General features: G+C 55.9%; 18 protein-coding genes and 1 pseudogene. 3 read left to right on the top strand and 16 right to left on the bottom strand.

Annotation, left to right across the window (positions count from 1 at the left end; all coding sequences use genetic code 11):
- Positions 1 to 129 precede the first annotated feature (129 nt).
- Positions 130 to 621 carry a DUF4231 domain-containing protein gene (locus GGQ73_RS16825; protein WP_012478043.1) on the top strand — a complete coding sequence of 164 codons (492 nt, stop codon included), beginning with the start codon at positions 130 to 132 and terminating at the stop codon, positions 619 to 621.
- Between the two features lie 211 nt (positions 622 to 832).
- Here the strand turns inward: GGQ73_RS16825 and istB are convergent, their stop codons facing one another.
- The 9 genes and pseudogenes from istB to GGQ73_RS16780 all read right to left on the bottom strand — a co-directional run bounded on the left by istB (position 833) and on the right by GGQ73_RS16780 (position 10273).
- Positions 833 to 1645 carry an IS21-like element helper ATPase IstB gene (gene istB / locus GGQ73_RS16820; RefSeq protein ID WP_173994891.1) on the bottom strand — a complete coding sequence of 271 codons (813 nt, stop codon included), beginning with the start codon at positions 1643 to 1645 and terminating at the stop codon, positions 833 to 835.
- Complete coding sequence (gene istA / locus GGQ73_RS16815; RefSeq protein WP_173994890.1) at positions 1635 to 3161, bottom strand: IS21 family transposase; 1527 nt, start codon at positions 3159 to 3161, stop codon at positions 1635 to 1637. The genes istB and istA overlap by 11 nt, the downstream gene beginning before the upstream one ends.
- A 157-nt stretch (positions 3162 to 3318) precedes the next feature.
- Positions 3319 to 5127, bottom strand: coding sequence for a DUF2326 domain-containing protein (locus tag GGQ73_RS16810; protein WP_012478042.1), 1809 nt, complete (start codon positions 5125 to 5127; stop codon positions 3319 to 3321).
- Between the two features lie 2 nt (positions 5128 to 5129).
- A complete protein-coding gene (locus tag GGQ73_RS16805; RefSeq protein WP_012478041.1) occupies positions 5130 to 5378 on the bottom strand; it encodes an ABC-three component system middle component 8 in 249 nt (82 codons plus the stop codon).
- Positions 5356 to 6456: an ABC-three component system protein gene (locus tag GGQ73_RS16800; protein ID WP_141682837.1), complete on the bottom strand. Its 1101-nt coding sequence runs from the start codon at positions 6454 to 6456 to the stop codon at positions 5356 to 5358. The genes GGQ73_RS16805 and GGQ73_RS16800 overlap by 23 nt, the downstream gene beginning before the upstream one ends.
- Positions 6456 to 7598: pseudogene (locus GGQ73_RS16795) on the bottom strand (RHE_PE00001 family protein). Before GGQ73_RS16795 ends, GGQ73_RS16800 begins: the two are co-directional and overlap by 1 nt.
- A 203-nt stretch (positions 7599 to 7801) precedes the next feature.
- On the bottom strand, positions 7802 to 9049 hold the full coding sequence (locus GGQ73_RS16790) for a type II toxin-antitoxin system HipA family toxin (protein ID WP_012478038.1): 1248 nt from the start codon (positions 9047 to 9049) through the stop codon (positions 7802 to 7804).
- Positions 9042 to 9377: a helix-turn-helix domain-containing protein gene (locus tag GGQ73_RS16785; protein WP_012478037.1), complete on the bottom strand. Its 336-nt coding sequence runs from the start codon at positions 9375 to 9377 to the stop codon at positions 9042 to 9044. The genes GGQ73_RS16790 and GGQ73_RS16785 overlap by 8 nt, the downstream gene beginning before the upstream one ends.
- Positions 9378 to 9580: 203 nt before the next feature.
- Entirely contained in the window at positions 9581 to 10273 is a 693-nt protein-coding gene (locus GGQ73_RS16780) for a DUF72 domain-containing protein (RefSeq protein ID WP_012478036.1), read from the bottom strand.
- A 141-nt stretch (positions 10274 to 10414) separates the two neighbouring features.
- On the opposite strand from GGQ73_RS16780, the gene GGQ73_RS16775 reads away from it, so the two are divergent.
- A complete protein-coding gene (locus GGQ73_RS16775) occupies positions 10415 to 10630 on the top strand; it encodes a DUF3072 domain-containing protein (protein WP_035258441.1) in 216 nt (71 codons plus the stop codon).
- Between the two features lie 44 nt (positions 10631 to 10674).
- Here GGQ73_RS16775 and scpB read toward each other — a convergent pair whose 3' ends face one another.
- Both scpB and GGQ73_RS16765 read right to left on the bottom strand, forming a co-directional pair.
- On the bottom strand, positions 10675 to 11367 hold the full coding sequence (scpB, locus tag GGQ73_RS16770; RefSeq protein WP_012478035.1) for an SMC-Scp complex subunit ScpB: 693 nt from the start codon (positions 11365 to 11367) through the stop codon (positions 10675 to 10677).
- A 2-nt stretch (positions 11368 to 11369) separates the two neighbouring features.
- On the bottom strand, positions 11370 to 12323 hold the full coding sequence (locus GGQ73_RS16765) for a DUF1403 family protein (protein ID WP_065657626.1): 954 nt from the start codon (positions 12321 to 12323) through the stop codon (positions 11370 to 11372).
- Positions 12324 to 12447: 124 nt separating this feature from the next.
- Here GGQ73_RS16765 and GGQ73_RS16760 point away from each other — a divergent pair, with 124 nt between their 5' ends.
- Entirely contained in the window at positions 12448 to 13581 is a 1134-nt protein-coding gene (locus GGQ73_RS16760) for a site-specific integrase (protein ID WP_012478033.1), read from the top strand.
- A gap of 182 nt (positions 13582 to 13763) precedes the next feature.
- On the opposite strand, the gene repC (GGQ73_RS16755) is transcribed toward GGQ73_RS16760, so the two are convergent.
- From repC (GGQ73_RS16755) to repB (GGQ73_RS16735), 5 genes are all read right to left on the bottom strand, one after another.
- Positions 13764 to 15083, bottom strand: a complete 1320-nt coding sequence (repC, locus tag GGQ73_RS16755) for a plasmid replication protein RepC (protein WP_012478032.1) — start codon at positions 15081 to 15083, stop codon at positions 13764 to 13766.
- A 214-nt stretch (positions 15084 to 15297) separates the two neighbouring features.
- A complete protein-coding gene (gene repB, locus GGQ73_RS16750; RefSeq protein ID WP_012478031.1) occupies positions 15298 to 16314 on the bottom strand; it encodes a plasmid partitioning protein RepB in 1017 nt (338 codons plus the stop codon).
- A gap of 103 nt (positions 16315 to 16417) precedes the next feature.
- A complete protein-coding gene (repA, locus tag GGQ73_RS16745) occupies positions 16418 to 17635 on the bottom strand; it encodes a plasmid partitioning protein RepA (RefSeq protein ID WP_012478030.1) in 1218 nt (405 codons plus the stop codon).
- Between the two features lie 939 nt (positions 17636 to 18574).
- The gene (gene repC, locus GGQ73_RS16740) at positions 18575 to 19789 is read right to left on the bottom strand and encodes a plasmid replication protein RepC (RefSeq protein ID WP_012478029.1); all 1215 of its coding nucleotides are present in this window, start codon (positions 19787 to 19789) and stop codon (positions 18575 to 18577) included.
- Between the two features lie 174 nt (positions 19790 to 19963).
- Entirely contained in the window at positions 19964 to 20923 is a 960-nt protein-coding gene (gene repB, locus GGQ73_RS16735; RefSeq protein WP_012478028.1) for a plasmid partitioning protein RepB, read from the bottom strand.
- Between the last annotated feature and the right edge of the window lie 89 nt (positions 20924 to 21012).

The raw sequence follows: 21012 nt of genomic DNA, 5'->3' as shown, positions 1-21012 counted from the left end.
TGAGTTTCAAAGAAATGGGTGTCATCAAGCGTGCAATGCGCCAGCACGCGAGTGACGAGATTGGAGAATCCTCTTCGCCTGTTTCATACTTTGTTGAAACAACACCAACACATTGGGAATGTTCTGACTATGTATCGCAAGGATAAAACGATCCAAGCCGACGTGTTTACCACGGCAAGCGCTTATTATTCTACTGTTCGCCAAGGCTATCGAGAGAAAGCAGATCACAACAAGCTGGAGTCTCAACTTTGCTTCTCCGTTATCATCGCCTCTACGTTGACTGCACCACTTTTCGTTACGCTTGGGACAGGAGACCTTTGGGCGAAAGGCGTTCCGTCAGCATTATCAGTTTTGGCGGGTGGACTGACCAGCTGGCTCCAACTTCGAAAGCCACAGCGTCTTTGGATGATTTATCGCCGAGCTCAACGCGAACTCGAGGAGCACAAAGCCAATTTCGATTTTCGCGATGGCGAGTTTGCCGATTGCGCTGATGCAGACCAGTTACTCGCCAGGAAAGTCACAAGCGTTAGTCGGTGGGTACATGACGCATGGGAAGGGCTGGTCCCAGAACAAGAATCTTTGGCTAACTCTAAAAGCTTTGAGAATAGCAAATCTGAATGAGCCTCTGCGAACTCAGATCATACAAACAGAGCACGTTCAAAGAGTCAGACGACGGTGGAGGCAGCCATTGACAACCTATATGGTGATTGACGGGAACGAAGAGTAAGACGAAGTCTTCCAGCAGCGGCACAATTCGGCCAAGCTAAGGCTTCTGTACTGTTGATTTCCACTGAGAGCTGACCCGGCGTTTCCACCGAGAATTGACCCGCCTTTAGGTATCGTTCGCGTTGTTGGTCGGGGTCAAGCTCCTGCGTTTCTCCTTTGATGTTTTGGGCTGATGGGCCGAGCTGTTCTTGAAGCGGAAGCTGTCGTTTCCGGTTTCGAGGATGTGGCAGTGGTGGGTGAGCCTGTCGAGCAGCGCGGTGGTCATCTTTGCGTCGCCGAAGACGCTCGCCCATTCACTGAAGCTGAGGTTGGTGGTGATGATGACGCTGGTGCGCTCGTACAGCCTGCTCAGCAGATGGAAGAGCAGCGCCCCTCCAGAGGCGCTGAATGGCAGGTATCCCAGCTCGTCGAGAATGACGAGATCGGAGTGAACGAGCCGATTGGCGATCTGTCCCGACTTGCCTTGCGCCTTCTCTTGCTCAAGCGCGTTGACCAGTTCGACCGTCGAGAAGAACCTCACTCGCTTGTGGTGATGCTCAATGGCCTGAATGCCGAGCGCGGTGGCAATGTGCGTCTTGCCCGTGCCAGGTCCGCCGACCAGGACGATATTGTTGGCGTCATCGAGGAAGTCACAGCGATGGAGTTGCTGCACGAGAGCCTCGTTGATCTCGCTGCTGGTAAAGTCGAAGCCGTTCAGATCACGGTAGGCCGGAAAGCGTGCTGTCTTGAGTTGATAGGCCGTTGATCGAACCTCGCGCTCCGCCGTCTCTGCCTTGAGAAGCTGCGACAGGATCGGAAGGGCAGCCTCGAACGCGGGTGACCCCTGCTCAGTAAGCTCTCCGACTGCCTGGGCCATGCCATGCATCTTCAACTGCCGCAGCATGATGACGATCGCGCCGCTTGCTGGATTATGACGCATGGCGAGCCTCCGTCTTTCTCAAGGTATCGTATCGTTCAACATTGGCCTTGGGTTCATTGGTGAGCGTCAGTGCCTGAGGGGCATCGAGGGTCGGCGGCGTGAAGGATTTACCGTCAACGAGCCGATGCAGCAGGTTCAGCACATGCGTCTTGGTCGGAACGCCAGACTTCAGCGCCATGTCGACGGCCGACAGCACGGCTTGTTCGTCGTGCTGAAGGACGAGGGCCAGGATATCGACCATCTCTCGATCGCCACCCGGCTTCTTGAGCAGGTATTGCTGCAAGGTCCGGAATGCATCGGGGAGCTCAATGAACGGTGCGCCGTTGCGAAGAGCACCGGGCTTACGCTGCACCACCGCTAGATAGTGACGCCAGTCATAGATGGTCTGTCCTGGACGATCATGGGAACGATCGATGACGCGACGGTGCTCGCAGACGATCTGGCCTTCTGCGGCAACCACGATCCGATCCGGATAGACCCGGAGGCTCACCGGTCGATTGGCGAAGGATGCCGGAACGCTGTAGCGATTACGCTCCAGATGCACGAGGCAGGTAGGCGTGACCCGTTTCGTATATTCGACGAACCCGTCGAACGGCCTGGAGAGCGGCATGAGAGCCGGAACTTCCTCTGCCCAGATGTCGGCAATAGTGCCACGCAACTGACCGTGGGGTGTCTTGGCCCAGAACTCCTTGCAACGCTCCTCGAGCCAATCGTTCAGGGCCTCGAGTGATGGAAAGCGCGGGATCGGCTGAAAGAAGCGATGACGTGCATCCTGCACGTTCTTCTCGACCTGTCCCTTCTCCCAGCCGGAAGCCGGATTGCAGAACTCGGGTTCGAACACATAATGGCTGGCCATCGCCATGAAGCGGACGTTGACGTCGCGCTCTTTGCCACGACCGACCTTGTCGATCGCCGTGCGCATGTTGTCGTAGATGCCGCGACCAGGAATGCCACCGAAGACACGGAAGGCATGGTTGTGGGCATCGAACAGCATCTCGTGCGTCTGCAGGAGGTATGCCCGGACGATGAAGGCCCTGGAGTAGCTCAGCTTCGTGTGGGCGATCTGCAGCTTGGTGCGCTCATTGCCGATGATCGCCCAGTCCTCCGACCAGTCGAACTGGAAGGCCTCGCCTGGTTCGAACGCCAGGGGCACAAAAGTCCCGCGGCCCGTCGTCTGCAATTCCCTCTGACGATCATCGCGCCATTCCCGCGCAAATGCCGCCACACGATTGTAGGACCCCTCATAGCCGAGGCTGACAAGATCAGCGTGTAGCTGCTTCATCGTCCGCTTCTGCTTGCGGCCTTTCTTCGACTCCGTCTTCAGCCAGGCCGATAGCCGATCTGCGAACGGATCAAGTTTGCTCGGCCTCTCCGGCACGTTGAACTTCGGCTCTACGCCGCCGGCTCGCAGATATTTGCGGATGGTATTCCGGGATAAGCCAGTCCTGCGGCAAATCTCCCGGATCGATAAATGCTCTCTAAAATGCCAGCGTCGGATCACGCTCAGTAACGCCATGTCGATCACTCCAGGGCCCCCGCTGAAAACATGCGAGGGACGGTTGAAACATGGGTCAATTCTCAATGGAAATATCAGGCTGCGCCGGGTCAGCTCTCAGTGGAAATCAACACTTCTGTACCTCTCGGCTCCTTTACAATCGTCCGTAAGATCGAAGTCAGAATTCGGCCATCTTGAACAGCCGGCCAGCTTGCCCGCTATCGTCCAGTCGGAGGACTATCTCGTCATCTGCGAAGGCAACGAGCTTACCCTTGGAATCGCGCGGTAGATCAGACGCGATGACTGTCATGATATACTGAAGCTTTCGGTGGCTGACCTGCTCACGGACAAGCTCGAGGAAGGCAAGCTTCTTTCGATCGTCGAGAGCTTCAAACATTCCATCGTGATACACGAAATGAAAGAACGGAATGTCCTCGTAAACGCGCAGGAGCGCTAGGTCGAACAGGGCGCAGATCAACTTCTTATAGCTGGTACCCTCACCTTGGCTGGAGGCAACGCCTTTTTGCCCGGCAAGACCCAGGCTGATCTTGTAGTCAAGATTGTTGTTAGAATTGATGTGAAAGAAGAAAATGCCTTCGTGGTTAAGCACTTTTTGACAGTATTCGTTGAAAATCCTGGCGAAGCGTTCATAGATCACCGTCGGCTTTTCAAGCATAGCCTTGATCTCGTCTACGACCCGGCCACGGTCACGCTCTGCCTCGCGGACCTGCCTTGCGGTTTCCGCCACAGCCTCAAGCTTTTTGCGTTGCTCGCCAAGATATACAAGCTGCGCCTTCTGGTGCGTGACGTCCTTCTGCAAAGCCTTGAACTTTTCGAAGGTGTCCGTCGAGCGAAGAACCTTCAGACGCTCAACTCGCCGAGCATCAAGCAACGTCTTTTGACCTTCGGCCGCCGATAACGCGACCTCAAGCTCCTTGCGGCGCTTACGCAAAGCGGCATTTCGCTCTTGGGTGACCTTCTTCTTAAATTCCACGAGCTCGCCATACTGCTTTTTGAGCTGCGTCGGAAAATGAAGTTTTGCTTCATCGAAGATCGATTGAACTTCGCCCAGGTCGAACTTGTCCTTATGGCTGAGAGAGGTGTCGATCTGGCCAATATCGTATCGTGCATCGTAGATCTGCTGATTGAGCGAGGCGATCTCTTCCTCAATGGTGTCGACGAGCTCGCGCATGATCCGACGTTCTTCATCGTCGAAGCGGAACGCGTCGAGCTGCCCCTCCAAATCCTCAACATGCTGATGGAGGATGCCGAGTTCCGCCGTCAGTTTGGGAAGGTCCTCTTCTTTGAACTGGACCTCAGACTGCTGTTCAGACTGCTTTTCCTGGAGTTTTGCAATGCGTTCGTCCAGCTCGTATTTTCGGGTGATCGGATTCTGATTGAAGCCAAAAAGATGAGCGACAAACGGTTTCCAATGAAGATCACGCCCGGCTTGGAACTTCTGCAGCTGCAGTTCATCACTCCAGTCGCCCTGAGAGCGCAGGAAGTAGGTGATTGCCTTTCTGTAGTCGTAAGGTTGAAGAGCACGCAGATCGAGCCATGCGTCGAGAAGCTTGATCGCTTCATCGATCGGCAAATCTGGATGATCCCAGACATCGTCGGCAGCACCATCAAAATTTTGATCGGGATCTTCATGAAGGGAAAGGGCGACGCGTGTGGGTGCAGCAACGCTACGTTTAATCGTGGCATACCCACCACCATTCAAGGCAATCTCGAGATAAAAGACAAAATCGGCGAAACGGTCCCGATGTTTGTAGAGAAAGCTGTCCTGCGACCATCCCTTCAACATAAGGAAATCAATCAGCTGCAGGAGCGTCGTCTTACCGAGATTATGCGAATCTTTCTTTCGATCCTTAGGATGCTTGACCTCGCCGAGCACGATATTGAGCCGATCGGCATTGGCTCCATGATTGAACCCGATCGGTGAAAGAATATCAGGAAGGTTCGAGTAAAGGCGACTGATTTGCATTGTCAGTCAGCCTTGTATTCGAGAGTGTCGTTCTTGATGTGGTACTCTGCCTTGCCCAGCAAAAACAGCAGGTCGAGAGCGGGGAGGAAGGAAAGTTCGCCGTCCGGGCCAACCCGCCGGATGACAACACCGCGCAGCTTCTCGAACTCGCAAACGCCACGCTTTTGCAGCTCCTTTAGGACAAGCGAGAACACGCGTAGCAGCGAAGTATCAAGGTTCAGGTGCTTCTTAGGCGTCAGCATGGACGACATCTTCGTTTTCCTCCAGCTGCTTGATCCCGATATCGCAATTGAAATACATATAGTGCAGCAGGATCGAAATCAGGCGTCGCTTGCCCTTCAAAACGTCCCGTTTCTGCTGAATTTGCTCATACATGAACAGGAAGATGTCATCGAACGCTCCGAACTGGGCGCGCTTTGCGATGATCTTCTGCTTCAACTCGTCGGCGGCGTCGTGATACAGCGCTGCGAACTCGTCATTCCTCGGATTTTGGAGGAATTGGGCCACTCGCTCGAAATGCGGCATGGATTGTGCGACGATGACTTGGCTATAATACTCGTCCGAAACCCCGTTGAGCTTGTTTTTAAACGGCATTTTCAACTTCTCAAAGTCGAATGCACTCTCAAAGGCGCTTTGCCCGTCATCCGTGGTGTAGGAATGGAGTGCGCCGATTACCTCAGCCAGATCGTCTGGATTGAAGCGAAAGGGCGAAGGATCGAGCAGATTCGGCAGTGTTTCGCGAATATCAGGATAATCGTCGAGTGCTAGATGAAGGCGCTCGACCCCAATGATGTGGGCGGAAGTTACACCAAGCGCCTTGAGATCTTTCATATATTTCTCATCCGCGCCGCCCGTATATTTTCGGTTGGCGAAAACGAGGTAGTGATCGCAGATGCCCTCGCCATTGAGGCGCTTGACCTTCTCGTGTTCCTTCGCAAGCAGCCCTGCGAAATCGAGATCGGAGCAGGATTTGTTTGGCGCAGCAACATGCTTGGCCTGCAAGACGAAATGCCCAGACAGCGGTGAAGCAGTGCTTGGAAAGCTGTTGGCGGTCCCGTGGAACTTTCCGTCACGGCCGCCGTCCCGTCCCCGGGCAAAGGGTGTTATACCCTCGCCGAGCCAACGCACGCAAATGCGGACGACGAGTCTTTCGAACTCGTCCTCATTTAGCTCGTGCAGTCTGTAATCGCGAGGCAGCATAGGACCAGTTTTGCAAACAAAAGTTGAACATAACTCTAACGTTTTTGGACTACCCGAGCGCAATTGCGTTTGCAACGCCCGAGGTCCCACATTTGATGGGATTCGGACGTACAAAACGGGCTGGCCCACTAGATCACTCCCCATGCCCGAAACCTCCCCCCCCCGTCATCTCACGCAAGCCCGACTCCTCGACGATCCGCAGCGCCGCCCGCGGCGTGACGCCAAGGTCCTTGGCAATCATCCCGGCCGACACCAATGGTTTTGCCATCACCAGTTTGATCAGCTCTGGTAGTTTTGACGACGTCCGTTTTCCCGCCAGTTTGCGCTCCATCATGATTTTCGCCAAACCGGTCGTGCTCCTTCAGCCCAAGCGCTGCGGCCGCCAGCAAACCATGAGCAATGGACAGCAGTCGCGTTTCCCGGTCGCGATGCCGACGCCGATCCACGGGAATGGTTTTCAGGCCAAGATTGATGGCGGCGAGATGGGAGCCGCTGGTGATGCCGGCTTCCCGAAGGATCGACGCAGACAACAGGCGGCCGAGCCAGGACGCGTGCTGCAGCACGGACAGTTCGTTCCAGGCATCGAGGGCGACGATGGCCTGCAGTATCGCCGGCAGGGTTTCGGCCTGGCGCAACACGCCGCGCCATTCGTCGAGCCGGGCATCCTCGTCCCAATCGAGATCGTAAACCAACGCATCTTTTTCGGCAGCACGGTTATCGCCGGCACGCCTGGGACGCCTCGCGTGCTCTATCGCCGCCTCCGATCGGGCCAGCAGCGCATCGATAGCGGCATAGTCGACGCCGGGGAGATTCTCCGCCTGATCACCATCATCCCCCTCCCCTTCCTCATCGATCGGGACCGCGGGCCGCATGACGCTGGCGGTTCTTGCCGCCTCATCGCCGGTTGAGGCGTTCTCCGATGTCTGCCGGAGCGTGCGAATGCCTTCCGGCGATAGTGCCCAGTCGGGCGACTGTCCGGAAATCCGTCGACGGGTGCGCAGCACGTCGCGGGCGATTGTCAGCTCATGGGTGGGTGTGCGGATATCGCGGGTCGCATCGTGAAGGACGAGGTCTTCGAGATGGACGAGTTCGCCGTCAATCCAGAGGGAAGCACAGGCGTCGGCGAAGTTTTGGCGTTCGATCCAGCCGGCGCCGACCGGTGAACGGGCGATCCGCTCGTCCAAACGCGTCAGAGCAGTTCCCGCGTCGAAAGCCGGCCGCATCAGGGCTGACATGCTAATTTTTGCAAGATCGTAAGCCATTGAAATCATGGTAAATGATTTTCTATAGGAACTCTATAGGAATATCGCAGTTCATCACATGGTATGGTTGTGGGTTGTTGGTATAACCATCGTTAATTACTCCTTATCGATGGTAGATACTATATATAAAACCTACAGGAAATTTAATATATAATTATATAGCTCTTGAATATATTAAGTTCTAATGGATATCCATCACCATAAATACTATATCAAACAGTGAGCGCTCGGTTAAGGTCGCTATGCTCGAAGGCGCTGGCCATTCGGGTGATTTCGCTGCCGCGCGCACCGACGGCCTTGGCTGTATCGCGCCAGGTCGCGGTGACGGTCGCTACGTCTCTGATGATGCCGCGGGCCTGAGCTAGGGTGAGTGCGAAATACTCCGATGCAGCCTCCAGAAGATCGAGTGAGCAGGTACTCTCATCAAGATCTATATTGGTGCTCAATACCCGCGCCTTGACGTCGGTCGGAACGGGATTGAGATCGTAGGCCGGTGACAACGACCACCCCGCCTTGCCCGACCATAAAAAACCGTGATTACGCAGGTGATCATCGACATTGGAGATTAGCACATTGAAGACCACGCGCCGATAGAGAGCGTGCGCGTCTTCCTTGCCCCGCGCGCCGTGCTCAGCAATAGCATCTACAATTTCCGGATAGCTGCCGCGCTCCCCGTCCCTGGCACCCATCATCGCCATCGCTGATAGAAACGGAATGCGGATGGCACCGTTGCGGTCGAAGCGTCGAGACAACATGACGGCTTTGCCCGCGACCTCGACGAGCTGATGTTGCGGCGTTGCAATACCGGCTTTCTCAGCCAGCCTGAGTGCGACCTCCTCCCAGGTCTCGATGCTGTATTCGTCGGTTTCCTTCGGGAACTTGGCTATGGACAGATGGCCATGTTGATCGACGACAGAGGCTTTCGGTCGGGCACCACCGAGCGAGGATCCGGGTGCAAAAATGAGCTGAAGGTCTTCGTCGGTCTCCTCATCGCGCAGGATGCGTTCGGTGATCTGCACAAGCCGGCCGAGTTCGATTATGGCCGGGACCCCGGTCTGGATGGGCGCCTGAAACACCTCATCTCCGACCCAGCGGAACCGGAGTGCGCCAAGCCGGGTCTCGTCTGCGACACCTAGCAGGTAGTCGCTCTCGGAAAGGGTGCGGACGGCCCGCCCCTCACGCTCTGCGCTACGACGTTCGGCACGTTGCATCAACCGCCGACCCCACGTATCCGGAGCCGAGTCGCCGATGGACCCGAAGGTCGCAAACCCTGCCGGTGGCGCGAAGGCACCACGGGTCAGCGAAAGCGCAGGTTCGAGCGAAAAACGATCAGCGTCTTTCAGCCAAGCGTCATCATACTCGAACATGATTGTTTCTGAGCCTCGAATGCGATTGCTTCTTGCCAGCCCAACGCGCCGCGTACATGCGGCGAGATCGATAAGAACTTCAAAATCAGCCATCGGAAGAAGATCCTGATACGCGCTTTAAACGGACACGCTTTGGCAGATCAGCACTGGCAAGCGCTTGCCCGACACTGTCGTTACCAATATCAGCAACCTTGCTCAGCCCCTCGAGCAGTCCCAAAGCCTGAAGGACCCCGGCATAGATACCGATGCTGACATTCGAATCGCCCGCCTCGATCTTTTGTAACGTCGAGCGAGAGGTAAAGGCTCGCTCTGCCACAACAGCCATCGGCAACTTACGGCGTCGGCGCGCGTCGTGAATGTCCGCGCCGAGCTTTCGCAAAGAACGCCGTACAGCTGCAGACGGCTGATGAGGAGTGGGCATTTGTCACCTTCGTACGGCAATACATTGCTTTATGTAGCACGAAGATGACAAAGTAGCTAGCATAAGTCGATGAAGCATATTGTTTAGCAACGCCTCTTGTACGGCTGGAGCGATAACGGGGTTCATGGCTCTTCACTCATGCGTTGTTTTGCGCCTCCCGAATGCTGCGGCGCCATCCGCTGAGCTGTCGGTCCCTAATAGGTTCATTGCTTCTCAAGCATGATCAGCGCGCTCTCGATCGCAGCCCCGGAGGCCGTATTGTCGAAAATGCACCAACTGTTTGGGGCGAGCAAGTTCGAAAACGCTTCTATCTCGTCTTCCGTGTAACTTGAATAATAGATCTTTGGCTTACCGTGTAGACGGACATAACGCGGAGGCTCGGCGAAATCGTCCGCCGGCCAAACCGTGGCGGGGTCTGCAAGAACCCTGTCGATTGCGTATGTCTTTAGCAGATCTTTTGCTTCGACCGATGCCCAGCTTTTATGCCGCACCTCTATAACGATCTGCCCCGGATCGGCCTCCCGCATCACCTGCAATGTTCGATCCAGTTGCTCTGGGTCGAACGCTAACGACGGTAGCAACTGACAAAGCATCGGGCCGCCTTTGTGACCAAGAGGAGCGATGTCTTCAAGGAAGGTGGCGAGCGGTTCCTCAATATCCTTCGTTGCTCGGGTATGCGTGATGTCCTTGGGGATCTTGACCGAGAACTTAAAATTGTCGGGCACGGCCTCAGCCCACAGCGCAAAGGTGGAGGATTTATGCCATCGGTAGAATTTCGAATTAATTTCTACGCCACTGAACACGGACGCATATCTGGCCAACCCACTTCCCTCTGCGGCAAAGCGAGCGCCCACCATTTTCGGGATAGACCAGGCTGCAGTTGCTATGACTGGCATATTCGATCTCTCCATCCCGCGGTCGCACTTTGTCGGCATTGGAGGATCAAAAAGCGGCAACTGAGTTCCGCACTCGGCTTCAAAAGCACACCGAACCAAGACGCGGAAGGAACGTTTAGAGAACAAATTCAGGAGAACGTTATGACTGATAATCCTAAAACCGACACCACGTCCAACACCCAAAAGGATCCGGACGACTGGGTAAGCGGCGATGAGCCAGTGACCGGCGCGCAGGGGTCCTATCTCAAGACCCTGTCGGAACAGGCACCCAAGCCTGACACCTACGCCGAGGACCTGACAAAGGCGGAAGCATCAAAGCGTATCGATGAAATCAAGCAATCGCTCAATCTGGAATGAGGCACGGTCGCGCCACCGAACCAAGCTGTTAAACGCCGTTGGCATCACTCCATAAGGCTCTCATCTGCTTCCGCGATTTGAGATGCCGCACTTTCGCTTTGTATGGCGTATCTGCTGAGCAATCCCGCGTCCTCCAGCGCTTCGATGTTTGGGAGATCACGCAACGTCTCCATATCGAAGGCTGACAGGAAGTACTTCGTCGTCACGTAGGTGTAGGGCGCACCGGGCGTCGGACTGCGTGGTCCGGAACCTATGAGGCCCGCGCCCCGAAGACTGCCGATGGTATCGCGGCTTACTTCCTTGCCAAAAATCTTACTGAGCTCTCCACGGGTGATTGGCTGGAAGTATCCCACAGCCATCAACACCATCGCATCGAACTCTGACAGCACCGCCGCTCCTCCCCGCGTCGGTGCATAAGACGCCCGGATCGTTTCGGCAAAGCGTGGCCGCGTGCGATGCTGCCATCCTCCAGCGACCGACACCAATTCATAGGGACGATCTAACAATTCCTCGACGAGATCGTCGATCAGCAGATCAATGCTGCAGTCCCTACCGACTACCCGCGCCAGCGTCTCGCGGGAAACCGGCTCGGCCGAGGCAAAGATCACCGCCTCGACCCGCATCATCCATTCCCGCCAGCGCAGTTCTGGCGGTAGATCTTCCAGCTCGCGATCGTACAGAATATCCTGTCGATCTTGCGCTGGACGACGGCCTGATTTCGGTGAGCTCGCTTCCATGGTCACAGGCCATAAATCCGAAACGATGATCGGCCCGACAGCTCACGCACCGCCTCAAAACTCTCGAGGCGCTCGAACAGTCGGGTTGCCGCCCATCGCGACAGATTGCCTCCGAGTGCCGAGATCGACACGGAATCTTCCGTCAGCAATCTACGAATGACGGGCTCGGCCCCCTTCGTACGCAATTTCGGCGCGACAGTGAGCAACCGTGCGGCCCGTCGGTCGACCTCGGCGGCAGATCGCAGGGCTGTGTCAGCGCCACTCACCAGCGCCAGGCAAATTGCCTTCTGGTACGCCGGCTCGCCGGGATGGACGCGGCCTCTGCCACCAATCGAGCGGAATGCTGGACCGTAGCGTTCCGGCAACAGCAAAGGTACGGGTTTCAGCCAACTCAGCTTATGCGCGAGCACAGCCTCACCCAGCACTAGCCCCAGCACCTCTGCATCCGGGCGAACAGCAGAGATCGCCGATATAAGGTCCGCCACAGCAAAGGGTGCCGCTCGCCCGGACTGGATGGCGGTATCGGTCAAATCCGGGATCGCCGCAAGGCCATCGTCCCACCGAAGTGCTAACAGGTCAGCGATTTGCTTGACGAAAGAGGTGTTGATGGCCCCGGACCGGCGCGCCAGCTTTCGTGTGGCGAGAAACAGCCTTCCAGCGGGGCCTGGATCGTCTCCCGCAGAGGTCAACAAGACGGCGTCGCGAAGCGCGTCTTCCTCTTCGCTTCGGCCGAGCATTTTGGCAGCGACAGCGGCGGACTTGAGTGCATGGCGATCGCGCCAGCAGTCGAGCCATGGCGGGGATAAGCGGATGAGATCATCGAGTGATTTCAGAGCGATACCGGCAGAGAAGGCTACATCTGAGTCGGTCAGATCCTGTCCGCGTGCCACGACCCAACGCGGCAGGCGGGGCGACCATGTTGAGGCGGGTTCTGTGATGATAGGTAACGAGTCCATGCCGAGGAGAGTAAACCAAGAGAGCGGTTTAATCCAGCCATATCGGATAAAACCGCACAGCATGTCGGCGTATTATTATGTCCGATAATCTTGCATTATCGGACATAATGCTCATTATAGAGAAATGGCCCAAATCATCGAGCAAAACAACGAAATTCACGTCGAGGAGACCTCAGCGCCATCTCTCAGCATGGCGCCCGGGTTTGATGTTTCCGCGCCGGAGGTGTCTGGCGATAGCCCCCTCCCCTCTCTCGTCGGCGAGGATCAGACGCCAGCTCATCTCGCAGGTCTTGCTGATCGCGCCCGGGGTTATGTCGAAGCCGCCAGTTCCGCCAATACCCGCAAGGCTTATGCATCGGACTGGAAGCATTTTGCGGCCTGGTGTCGGCGGTCCAATCTGGCTCCGCTCCCGCCACACCCGCAAACCGTTGGGCTCTATATTACCGCCTGCGCCTCCGGTACGGCTGAACGGGGTGCAAAAGCGAACTCAGTCTCGACCATCGAACGCCGCCTCTCCTCGCTCTCTTGGAACTATGCCCAGCGTGGCCTCTCGCTCGATCGCAAAGACCGGCATATCGCCACCGTGATGGCCGGCATTCGCAATAGCCACGCCAAGCCACCGGTCCAGAAGGAAGCGGTCATGGCTGAAGATATCATCGCTATGGTCGAGACGCTCGATCGCGGTTCGCTGCGCGGCCTGCGCGACCGCGCCATGTTGCTGGTCGGCTTTGCCGGTGGTCTTCGTCGCTCCGAGCTCGTTGGCCTTGATCTGAAGGCAGACCAGACCGAAGATGGGCGCGGCTGGATCGAAATCCTCGACAAGGGAATGCTCGTCACCTTGCGCGGCAAAGCCGGATGGCGAGAGGTTGAGGTGGGTCGCGGCTCGTCTGATACGACCTGCCCGGTCGCCGCGATCGAGATGTGGATCAAGTTCGCCAAGCTTGCGCACGGTCCCCTCTTCCGTCGCGTGACGGGACAAGGCAAAGCAGTTGGGCCAGAACGGCTGAATGACAAGGAAGTGGCTCGGCTAGTGAAGCGGGCCGCGATGGCGGCCGGCGTTCGCGGTGATCTCAGCGAGATCGAGCGTGCGTTTAAGTTCTCCGGTCACTCCCTTCGTGCTGGCCTCGCTTCTTCTGCCGAAGTCGATGAGCGGTACGTCCAGAAGCAACTGGGGCACGCGTCCGCAGAGATGACCCGCCGATATCAGAGACGACGTGATCGCTTCCGCGTGAATTTGACCAAGGCATCAGGGCTTTAGCCGGCCCCCTCCCTCCCCCGCATGAGGTCGTAAGCGGAAATTTTTGGTATGGGAATTTTAGCTTAGCGCTTCAAATGAAGTCGGGAGCTAAAAGCCACATCCGTCAAGAACCTGATCGATCGCGCCCGACGTTCCGGGTTGATCACTGACGTCGACATCTCGGCGGCTGATTAGCGAGGGGATTACCATGATCTCGGCTTTCTCAGGTTTTTGTGCAGCGATTCCGAAACGTGGAGGCGGCTGTCATCCTCGACCTCCTCAACAGTTCGCGGCTTCCCAACGCCGGTTGCATTCTTCTGATCGTCCAGCTTCGCCCGGCGCAACGCCATGACCATCGGCCAGGTCGAAAACTTCCCATCCTTGGCCCGTTCCGTCAGGCTGCGCAGATAGCCCCCGGCGTTATTGATCTGACCGGCCCGCTGATAGATCGAAGCCAGCGTGATCGCCGCGTGTTGCTCGCCCATGGTTTCGCGGGCCTCCTGCCAGGCGCTCGGACTAATCCCCAGCATCGGCCGGGCAAGCTCAGCCGTCGCCAGCAAATCGCGCCAATGTCGGATTGTCCCTCCCTGAGCCAGTTCCTGCATCTCGGGGCAGGCATCCAGCACGATTCCCAATGGCAGCTCGCGTTGCGGCGAACTCCGCCCGTTTTTGGTTTCCGCAACGCTGCCGCCCGCTTCTTTTTCCTTTCTAGTACCGTATTCAGATTCAAATTTAGAGTCTGGCTTTGAATTCTGTATGTGACGACCGAAATGGGACTCATTGGCGTTCAGAATCACTGATTTCGTAAACAATTCCAATACGTCACGGATCTCAGTGCAGAGTTCCTCGAGCTCCAAGGCAATACTCTCGGTAATCTGGCGAGACGCGGAACGTGGCAGCCGGCCGATGATCCCCTGATAGGTCTGTGAAAATCTTCCCCAATTTCCCGGTACGCTCTCGTCGATGCCCGCGTCGATCATTTTCACGATGTCTCGGCGAAGAAGGGTCAAACGCTCCTTCGCCACTCGGAAGGCCGTCTTTTCAACTTGTACCTCCTGAGCCATATCTCGGAATTCTTCGGACCGCGCCACGATCGGCGACAGATCGAAGCCATAGGCCTGCTTGATCTCTCCTCCCCTTCCTTTGCGAGCGAACCGTTTGCCGTTGGGGCTGTCGCGACGAATGATGAGCCCGCAGTCGACCAGTACGGCAAGATGCCGGCGCAGTGTCGTGGCGGGCATGCCGTTGGCGCGAGCCATCAGTTGCTCGTTAGAAGGCCATACGACCAGTTCGGCGCCACCAGTCAAGGTGATCTCTGGGTGAAATGTCAACAGCGCGTTAAGGATCGAGAGTGAGCGGTCGGTGGCTCCGATCAGTTCCCGCGATTCACGGATGTGCTGGAAAACCTGCCATTTGTTGGCAATAACGTCTGATGCGACCGCTCTTGCTGCCATCTGACTTGCAAGATGGCCGAGCGTCATCGGCCGCCGCCCAAAGGGCGTCGTTGAGATATGCGTCTGCATTTCCTCTTACCTTTTGCTAGGCAATAGAAATCCGCCCGTCGAAATGACGCTTTCCCTTACGGGTCCCTTGACTACGATTCCTGGAAATGCGATTCTCTTAGCTGCTAGACTACAGAGGAGGTCTACTGGAACGCTGTTTCGGGGGCCTTTTTCTTTTGCTGTGAGAGCCAATCCATCTTAATCAAGCAAAGCTTTGAATTGGATGAAACCTTGGCTATTGGTCGAGCTTTCCTCCTCCGGTTGTTTCAAGGAATTGGGCATACAGGCTATCCAACTTGTCAGCGACATATTCGCCAAAGGTTGGCACCAATTTCTCGTCGAAAATCAGCGCCGTTCGTCCGACTTCTTGCCGAATCGTCGCGGCCTTTTTCCCCTTTGGCGTGCTCCAGGCCCTTACTTTTTTTAGAACCTTAGCGGTAGCGGGCGGCTTTGAAACAGCGTTGAAAATGAGGGTAAAGCGGGCGTCGCTATCGGAGTGCTTAAAGTGCTCTAAACTAAGCACCGCTTCGATTGCTTCCCTTGCCTTGGGCTTCCCAAGCTCCTCGGCGAGTGCGACCCAACGCGATCGACCAGCTTTCGACGCTGGACCAATTTGTGTAGCGAGGTTCAGCGGTATTCCCCTCGCTACAGTTATGTAGCGGCTGAGGTCGGCTTTGTCAGTGGAAAGCGCGGCGATGATGGTGGCCCGATCAAATCCTGCATCTTCAAGGCGCAGGGCGAAGAGAGCCTTCTCAATGAATGATAGGTCAGCACGGTCAAGATTTTCGCGGCCTTGAGCCACGACCAGTTCACGGTCCGTGAGATTTCGGACAATTGCAGAAACCTCTCTCCGCAGATTTACCGCTGCGCGCAGCCGACGCCTTCCATATACGATTTGATATCGACCGGCAGCCTCAGGATGCGGCCTGACGAGAATCGGCACCTGCTGTCCATCTTGCGAAATGCTCGCCTCAAGCAGCTCGAACTTCGGATCCACGTCCGCGGGCAGCCGATCCGCGATCGGCGAGCCGTCGATCATGGATGGATCCAGGGACACGACCGCTTCGCCCGCAGCCAGTTGCTCCTGCAGCCGAGCTGCAGCTTTTACTGCCTCGGACATTTCTTGCAAAGACGAACCCATGGCCGAAATCGCTCCGGTACGGACACGAACGGCTGACTTGTCGACTGATGTTCTATCGGTCGCAGGCTGCTTCTTTAGGAACAACGTATCGATTGCGTCTTTGCGACTCATGACATCATCCTCTTGGGCTTGCCGTCGTGCCGTCGCATTTTTGATTGCAAAAGCTCTTGGTTGGGAGCTCCCAACAGATCTGTGAGGAACGCGAATGCTACCATCAGACCCGCCCCCACGCCATCTTGATCAAAGCCTCAATCTCCGAGTTCACCGCATCTAAAGATTCCATCGCCCGGTCGTAGGTTGATCGAGTAAGATTTTTTCGCCCTATCTCGTAGAGTGTCTGCTTGGTCAAACCGGCATCAGACACCGCTGCCGACTTGACCATGGGATTTGTAAGGACGTGATCTTCGAACATGTTGCGGAGCAGTGCCGTCACTTTCGTCTGCGGCGCGTTCTGAGGCTCATAGCGCGTCAAGAGGTAGCGTATGAAATCGTACTGGAGGTTTCCGCCCGCCTCTTTCACCACGCCCAGAAGGTCGCGTGTCATAAGGAGAAACTGGCTCATAGACGCGATGTCCAGCATCTGAGGATGTACGGTGATTACCATTGATGTCGCAGCACACAACCCGCTGAGCGTCAGAAAACCAAGCTGAGGGGGGCAGTCAATAACGACCACATCGTAATCGTCGGCGACGTCGTCAAAGGCTTGGGCAACACGAGTGAAGAACAATCCGTCCCGCGTACCTCTATCAGACAAGGCTTTCGGCGTTGCATGCTCAAACTCCATGAGCTCGAGATTCCCAGGAACCAGATGAAGACCGTCAAAATACGTCGGTCGGATAACATCTCGCAACGGACGGCGTGTCTCGTCATACCGAATAGCAGCATAGAGCGTTTCGTTCGCACGGATATCAGATTCTGGTAGAACGCCGAGGAGTGCTGAAAGACTAGCCTGCGGATCGAGATCAACGGTGAGAACCCTATATCCTTGCAACGCCAGATACTGTGAAAGATGAGCGGACGTCGTCGTCTTCCCAGAACCACCTTTGAAGTTGGTTACAGCAATAACTTGCAAATGCTCAGAACCGCGGCGATGAGGCACAAAATCAATGCTTTCACGACCTCGCGTCGATCCGGCAAGCATTCCCCTGATTTCGTTTATCTGACTGAGGGTGTAAAAGCGCCGCCCGTTACTGGCGAGCTCAGGTTGCGGCCCTTCGCCTGCCAGTGTCATCTTCCGAAGGGTTGAGTCAGATATTTTCATTAAGCGTGCGGCTTCACCCGACGTGAACTTACGCAAGCTCTTGTGCGAGGCCGGCGGAAAAAGAGCCTCGCTCATCGCGTGAAGCTGAGAGCTGAGCTGCTCAGCATGCCCACCAATGGTAACCTCTGCCGACGGGCGATCATTTCGGAGTATGGCAGCGGCTTTGCTCACGGTGTAATCTCTTGTCACGGTTAGGAGGCACGTATTGCCGTTTATCCGTGACGATTACCCAGTGCGGGTGAGGTTGCAAGGCGCTTTTGGTTACTCCTAGGTTAAACGCATTTCAATAGAAATCACATTAAAAGCCGATCCTTTAAAGCCTATCTGTTAATTAGACCGATCCCCTTTGTCGGTGCTACGCGGCGCGAAGTGCAGATTTGCAAGCAGGGACACGCGTCGTGTCATGATTTCTATTCGCATGACCTGTTCATGCGGAGATCATGATGGGGATACTGACAGTCTCACCGAACAGTATCAAGCTCGTCGGATCTTCCTCAAACAGATGACCGCCTTCGCCCGCACCCCGAAGCCATGGAGCAGTGTCAGCGCAGATCGGTGCAGCAGGCCTCCAGCTACTACGATAGCGCTACACAGCGAACTACTAGGCAGCCCCAGGCTTTAGATTAGCTTCTGGCGGAGCCCCTCTACTCGGCGGTGACCCTCACCCTTCGCTTGGTCAGGCCGACAAGTGGCAATAAGTCAGCGGCGCCATCGTCGATGTTTGTTTGCAGAACCCCACTAGGGCTTCTGCGCCCGAACAGTCCCTTCACCAATCCTCTAGTTAACCCCTTCAAGGTATACTGCTCGATTCGCTGGCGCGCTCTGATGTTGCCCAAATGGCAATGTTTACGAGACAGCTCTATTAGATTCTCTTCCTCGACGAAGACTGTTCCATGGCTTCTGCTCCTCTTCTGCCAGAAAGTTGCCAGCCGGAAACTTTTAACGGGAGAGGGGATATTATAGTAATATCAGTCGCTTCACGCTCTCATCGTTGAAAACCAGACACCTCGCCAAAGCTTTGAATGGAACGGGGGAGCCGTGAATTCGACAACACTCGTCTTTGCCGTTTCGAGTTCAGCCATTTTCGAGCCACCTTCTGTCAATGGTCATTCACGCAGACTGCTTTCCAGCTTCCCCGCTTAACCGGAGCAGTGCCATCACCATCGGCCCCAGGGAAAACTGCCCTCGCGCTGCCCGGTTGGTGAGATCACGCAGATAGCCACCGGCGGATTTGATATGCCCCGCCCTCTCCAGGATACAGGCGACTGCCACCGCTGTATTTTCAGGTCCCATTGTTTCGCAGGCCTCCTGATAAGCCGACGGGCTGACGCCCAGCATCGATCTCACCACAACCGCGGCCGACATGAGATCCCGCCAGCCACCCACAGTGCCGGCCGGACCATAATCGATGATCTGCGGGCATGCCTTCAACACAACACCCAGAGGGAAGGCCTTCAACGTCTCAGTTTGAGATCCGCGTCTCTTGTTCGGCTTTTCTCCCTGCTCTTTTTCAGAGCTAGGTTCAAGTTCATGGAAGGATTCGGATTTTGAATTCTGTAAGTGCTGCTCAATTTGAGCATCATTGGTGCTATTAAATTTTGAATTCGACTGCAAATCCAACAGATTAAGGATCTCCTCGCGCAGGAGTTCGAGTTCATCAAGGATATTGGCGATGTCAGCGGTGGTCGGGTGGCGTGGAATGCGGGAAACGAGGTCGATGTACATAGCCTCGATGGCGAACCAGTCGCCGTCAGCCCCCTCCTCTATCGCTGCAGTGATGAGCTTACGGACATCCCGGCGGCAGATTGTCAGGTTCTCTTTCGCCTTGCGGAACGCTGAGCGCGCTGCGACGACTTTCTGCGCGATGACAGCAAGCTCTTCAGACCGGGCAAGGATTGGCGAGAGGTCGAAACCAAACGCACTCTCAATCTCGCCGGCGCCATTCTTTCTCGCATAGCGCTTTCCGTTGGCACTATCCTTGCGGACAATCAGGCCTGCATCGACCAGAAGCGCTAGATGACGACGCAGCGTAGCGCCCGCCATGCCGTGAGCCCGAAGGATCAATTGAGCGTTTGACGGAAACACGACGAGCTGCGCGTCTTGGCGCAATTCGTTTTCCGGATAGAAGCTCAGAAGAGCGTCGAGCACAGCGAGGCTGTTCGACTGCAGGCCGAGCTCTTCTCTCGCTTCCGAGGCATCACGGAAGACTTTCCATTTCTCAACGGTTTTGCCAGCCTTGATCTCGTTTGTGGCCACTTGCCGTTTAACCAAGGCAAGCGTCATCGGCCGCCGCCCGAAGGGCGTCGTTACATGTCTAGTCTCCATCTCTCTCACCTTTCAAAAGGCAAAGAAAAGGCTACGCCGGGACGGCGTTGACTCTTGACTGGGATTCCGGAAAATGCGATTCTCTAAGCGACCAAACTGAGAGAGGCCTTCTGGAACACCGTTTCGGAGGGCTTTTTCTTTGCGCTATCGTTCCTTTCCTGGTTCCGTTTCGCCTTACTGCTTCGACCTTTTGAACGAAGCGTAGATTTCTGGGAGCGCCGACATCAGGTAGTCCGCAAATTCCGGAGCGGCCTTTTTGTCGATCATTAACGTCAGGGTACGCTTGTCTTGCTTGTAACGAGCGGCCTTCGTGCCGTCCTCAGCTTTCCAAACTTCTACCTCAGTCTTCACTGCCTTTGGCTTCTTAGGGGTGACAGCTTCGAATACCCGAGCGAAACGCTCGTCAGAATTCAATCTTCTCACCTCATCGTCATTGAGCAATGTACGGGCAGTTTCCGATGCGCCAGCTTGTCCCAGACGGGCTGACAATTCGTACCAACGGTCCCGACCTGTTTTAGGGGCAGCTCCAATCAAGCGAATAATATCTGCTGGAAGTTGCTTCGCAGCTTGGATCAAGCGGGAAAGATTGCTTTTATCAACGGCGAGGGCCGCCATGATGACTGGCCGCTGAAATCCACCAGCTTCAAGCTCTGCGGCGTATAGGGCGCGCTCGATAAACGAAAGATCTTGCCGGGCACTGTTTTCTTGGCCTTGGGCCAGAACCAACTCGTCATCCGACAGGGTGCGAACGGCGGCCTTAACTTGGATACCGGCAGCCTTCACTGCTCTCAGTCGGCGGCGTCCGTAGGCAATCTGGTAACGACCTTCAACAGACGGGTGAGGGCGCACGAGAATAGGGACCTGTTGACCGTGCTCCCTTATATTTCGAGCGAACTCTTCGAACTGCTCGGGAGATTCTTCCAACCGGTCGGCCACAAGCGGCGCGTCAATGAGATCCGGATCGAGTTCCATAAGGGACTGAGACTTTAAAAGCTCGATGGAACGCGAAACAGCACCGATCGCACCACGCGGAGAATACTGCGGAGTGGCGGCGTCCTGGGTGGCAATATCCTCAGAGTTTCCGGCTGGCAACTTTGGTCCAGCGAGATCTGATAACAGGTGTTTTCTAGCCATTAGTAGCCCCCTCGGGCGTCGAGATTGCCGCCCCACAATAAGCGGTTTCCCGAAAGTTTCCGGCTGACAACTTCTGCGCTTCTACGCGA

The organism is Rhizobium skierniewicense (genome assembly GCF_014196515.1).
In the GTDB taxonomy this organism is placed as follows: domain Bacteria; phylum Pseudomonadota; class Alphaproteobacteria; order Rhizobiales; family Rhizobiaceae; genus Agrobacterium; species Agrobacterium skierniewicense.
Note: the sequence above shows the minus strand (reverse complement) of the source record. Positions and strands in the feature narration are given on the sequence as shown.